The following is a 3,249-nucleotide window of genomic DNA, read 5'->3' as shown; positions in this document are numbered from 1 at the left end:
CCCTGCCTGCCCTCCGGGGCCTGGCGCTGGGCAAACGGGCGGCGGCCCGCTTGGCCGGAGGCCCGGCGGGGACCGGCTGTCCGCCGTGCCCGCGGTGCATCGGCCCTTTCCGCAGGCGGAGCGGTGGCTCCCGCCGGACAGACGGTTTTCAAACCCCACCCCGCTGCGGCGGGGTGGGGTTTTGCATTTTGCACCCGTCCCATGTCCGCGCCACCCGGGGACCGGCGGCGGGGCAGGTTGCGTTTGGGGTCCGGGCGTGCGGACGGCCGCCGGAGGGGCCGTTCGGGGCCTATAATCCGCCGTAACTTGTATTACGGCGGATTTTTTCCGGCGCCGCGCCCTCCATTTCCCCGCCGGAATGGAGGCGGACGGCGGGCACCGGCGCCAGATGCATCGCTTCTGCGAAAAGGCGCAAGATGATTGCTTTTGAGAGGCGGAACTGTTATAATTCTTATTTATAATGGTATGGCAAAACTGCTGCGCTGCGGCCGGGAAGGCGGGAGCCCCGGAGGGGCGGCCGATGGGCGCTGCGGGATGAGGGGAAACGGGCATGACGGAACAAAAGACCATTCTTGTGGTGGAGGACAACTTCATCAACCGGGCCACGTTGGTGGGCATTCTCTCGGGGAGCTACCGGGTGCTGGAGGCGGAGGACGGCCAGGAGGCGCTGTCCGTTTTGGAGCGGGACCGGGACGACATCTCCCTGATTTTATTGGATTTGGTGATGCCTAAGATGGATGGGTATACCTTCCTCTCCATTGTGAAGGCGGACCCGGCCTACGCGTCCATCCCGGTCATCGTCACCACCCAGAGCGACAGCGAGGCGGACGAGGTGACCGCTCTCTCCCAGGGGGCCACCGACTTTGTGGCCAAGCCCTACAAGCCCCAGGTGATTTTGCACCGGGTGGCCAGCATCATCAACCTGCGGGAGACCGCGGCCATGATCAACCAGTTCAAATACGACCGGCTGACGGGGCTCTACAGCAAGGAGTTCTTCTACCAGCGGGCGCGGGAGGTTCTGCGCCGGAACCCGGAGCGGGCCTACGACCTGATCTGCTCGGACATCGAGAACTTCAAGCTGGTGAACGACGTGTTCGGCCTGCTGGCCGGGGACCGGCTGCTGGTGGGTATTGCGGGGATCTACACCGACCTGGTGGGCAGTCAGGGCATCTGCGGGCGGCTCAACGCGGATCAGTTTGTCTGCCTGATGGAGCGCCGTCCGGCCTACCGGGAGGAGGACTTCACCCGCCTGGAGGCCCGGATCAACAAGATCTCCACCTCCCGGAGCATTGTGATGAAATGGGGCGTCTACGCCATCGAGGACCGCTCGCTGCCAATAGAGCAGATGTGCGACCGGGCGTTTTTGGCCGCCAACAGCATCAAGGGCTATTTTGAAAAGCACATCGCCTTCTACGACGACACGCTACGCAGCAAGCTGCTGCGGGAGCAGGCCATCACCAACAGCATGGAGGCCGCGCTGGAGGCCGGGCAGTTTTTGGTGTACCTGCAGCCCAAATACACCATCCGCACCTCCAAGCTCTCCGGCGCCGAGGCGCTGGTCCGCTGGGACCACCCTGACTGGGGCTTTCTGGCCCCCGGGGCCTTTATCCCCCTGTTTGAGAAGAACGGCTTTATCACCAAGCTGGATCAGTACGTCTGGGAGCAGAGCTGCGCCGTCCTCAAGCGGTGGGATGAGGAGGGCCGCCCCCACCTGCCCATCTCCGTCAACGTGTCCCGGGCCGATATCTACAACGCGGACATCGCGGACGTGCTGGTGGGCATCGTGGAGAAGTACGGCCTGTCCCCCTCCCGGCTGCACCTGGAGATCACCGAGAGCGCCTACACGGAGAATCCCCACCAGATTGTGGAGACGGTCCGCCGGCTGCGGGAGCTGGGCTTCGTGGTGGAGATGGACGACTTCGGCAGTGGCTACTCCTCGCTGAACATGCTCAACAGCATGCCGGTGGATATTTTGAAGCTGGATATGAAGTTTATCCAGAACGAGACCGCCAAGCCCCTGGAGCGGGGCATCCTCCGCTTTATCATGGACATGGCCATGACCATGGGCCTGAGCGTGGTGGCGGAGGGCGTGGAGACCCGGGAGCAGCTGGAATACCTCCAGGAGGTGGGCTGCAACTACGTGCAGGGCTATTACTTCGCAAAGCCCATGCCCGTGTCCCAGTTCGAGGAGCTGTTCCGGGTGGACGAGGTGGAGGAGGACTGCGACAGCTACCACATGGACGTGCGGCGGCGGAAGAAGCTCCTCCTGCTGGCCGACGAGGACGCGGACAGCCGGGCCCAGGCCCGGGCGGTGTTTCAGGAGGAGTACCAGCTGGTGGAGGCGGAGACCGCCGCCGCCGCGCTGGACTGCGCCGCGGAGTACGGCCACCGGCTCAGCGGCGTGCTGCTGAGCCTGACGCTGCCGGAGGACGGGGGCTTCCCGGCGCTGCGGGAGTTCCAGCGGGAGAGGACGGTTTGGAACATCCCCGTGATCGCCACCGCCCCCTATGCCCTGGATCTGGAGGAGCGGGCCCTGGAGACCGGGGCGGACGACTTCATCCACAAGCCCTACACCGCCGCCGTCCTGCGGCGCCGGTTCCAGCGGGCCATGGGCTACGTGGACATGTGGGAGCGGGAGCGGCTGCTGGAGGACGCGGCCTATCAGGACTATCTCACCGGGCTGCTGAACCGCCGGGGGATGTACGCCGCCGTGTCCATGCTCCAGGAGAAGGACGCGCCCGCCGCGGTGTTCATGTTTGACATGGACAACATGAAAAAGATCAACGACGCCATGGGCCACACCGCGGGGGACGAGCTGCTGCGGGGCTTTGGCCGCCGCCTGCGGGCCCACACCCGGGAGACGGATATCGTCTCCCGCTTCGGCGGGGACGAGTTCGTGGTGATTTTGAAGCACATCGGCTCCGGGGAGAACGCGCTGAAAAAGGGCACGGAAATCTGCCTGGCCGTGGAGCAGGAGTGCTGCGGGGAGACCCTGGCGGTCTACTGCTCCGCCGGCGTGGCCCTGTGGAACAAGGACGACGGAATGGACGAGATCCTCCGGCGGGCGGACGAGGCCCTCTATGAGGCGAAGCGGGAGGAGAAGAGCGGATGCCGGCTTTGGCGGGGGGAGGACTCCCCGGCGGGGGACGGGACATCCGCCTGAGGAGAAAAGGGGAGACGTATGCCGGAGTGCAAGACGCTGTTTGAGGCCCACGGCGGCGGGGCGACGACCCGCCGTCTGCCGCTCGG

The 3,249-nt window shown here is 65.4% G+C and carries 1 protein-coding gene; it reads left to right on the top strand.

The genetic code is table 11. The features are described from left to right. Window positions 1-550: 550 nt before the first annotated feature. Complete coding sequence (locus tag QZS21_RS11560) at window positions 551-3,163, top strand: EAL domain-containing protein (protein WP_295583554.1); 2,613 nt, start codon at window positions 551-553, stop codon at window positions 3,161-3,163. Window positions 3,164-3,249: the final 86 nt, after the last annotated feature.

This window comes from uncultured Oscillibacter sp. (assembly GCF_900544955.1).
GTDB lineage: Bacteria > Bacillota > Clostridia > Oscillospirales > Oscillospiraceae > Oscillibacter.
The sequence above is the reverse complement of the archived record's forward strand: the minus strand, read 5'-3'. Positions and strand labels throughout refer to the sequence as shown.

Excerpts from the sequence above, each read along its gene's own strand:
- QZS21_RS11560 (WP_295583554.1), top strand. The coding sequence starts at position 551 with ATGACGGAACAAAAGACCATTCTTGTGGTGGAGGACAACTTCATCAAC.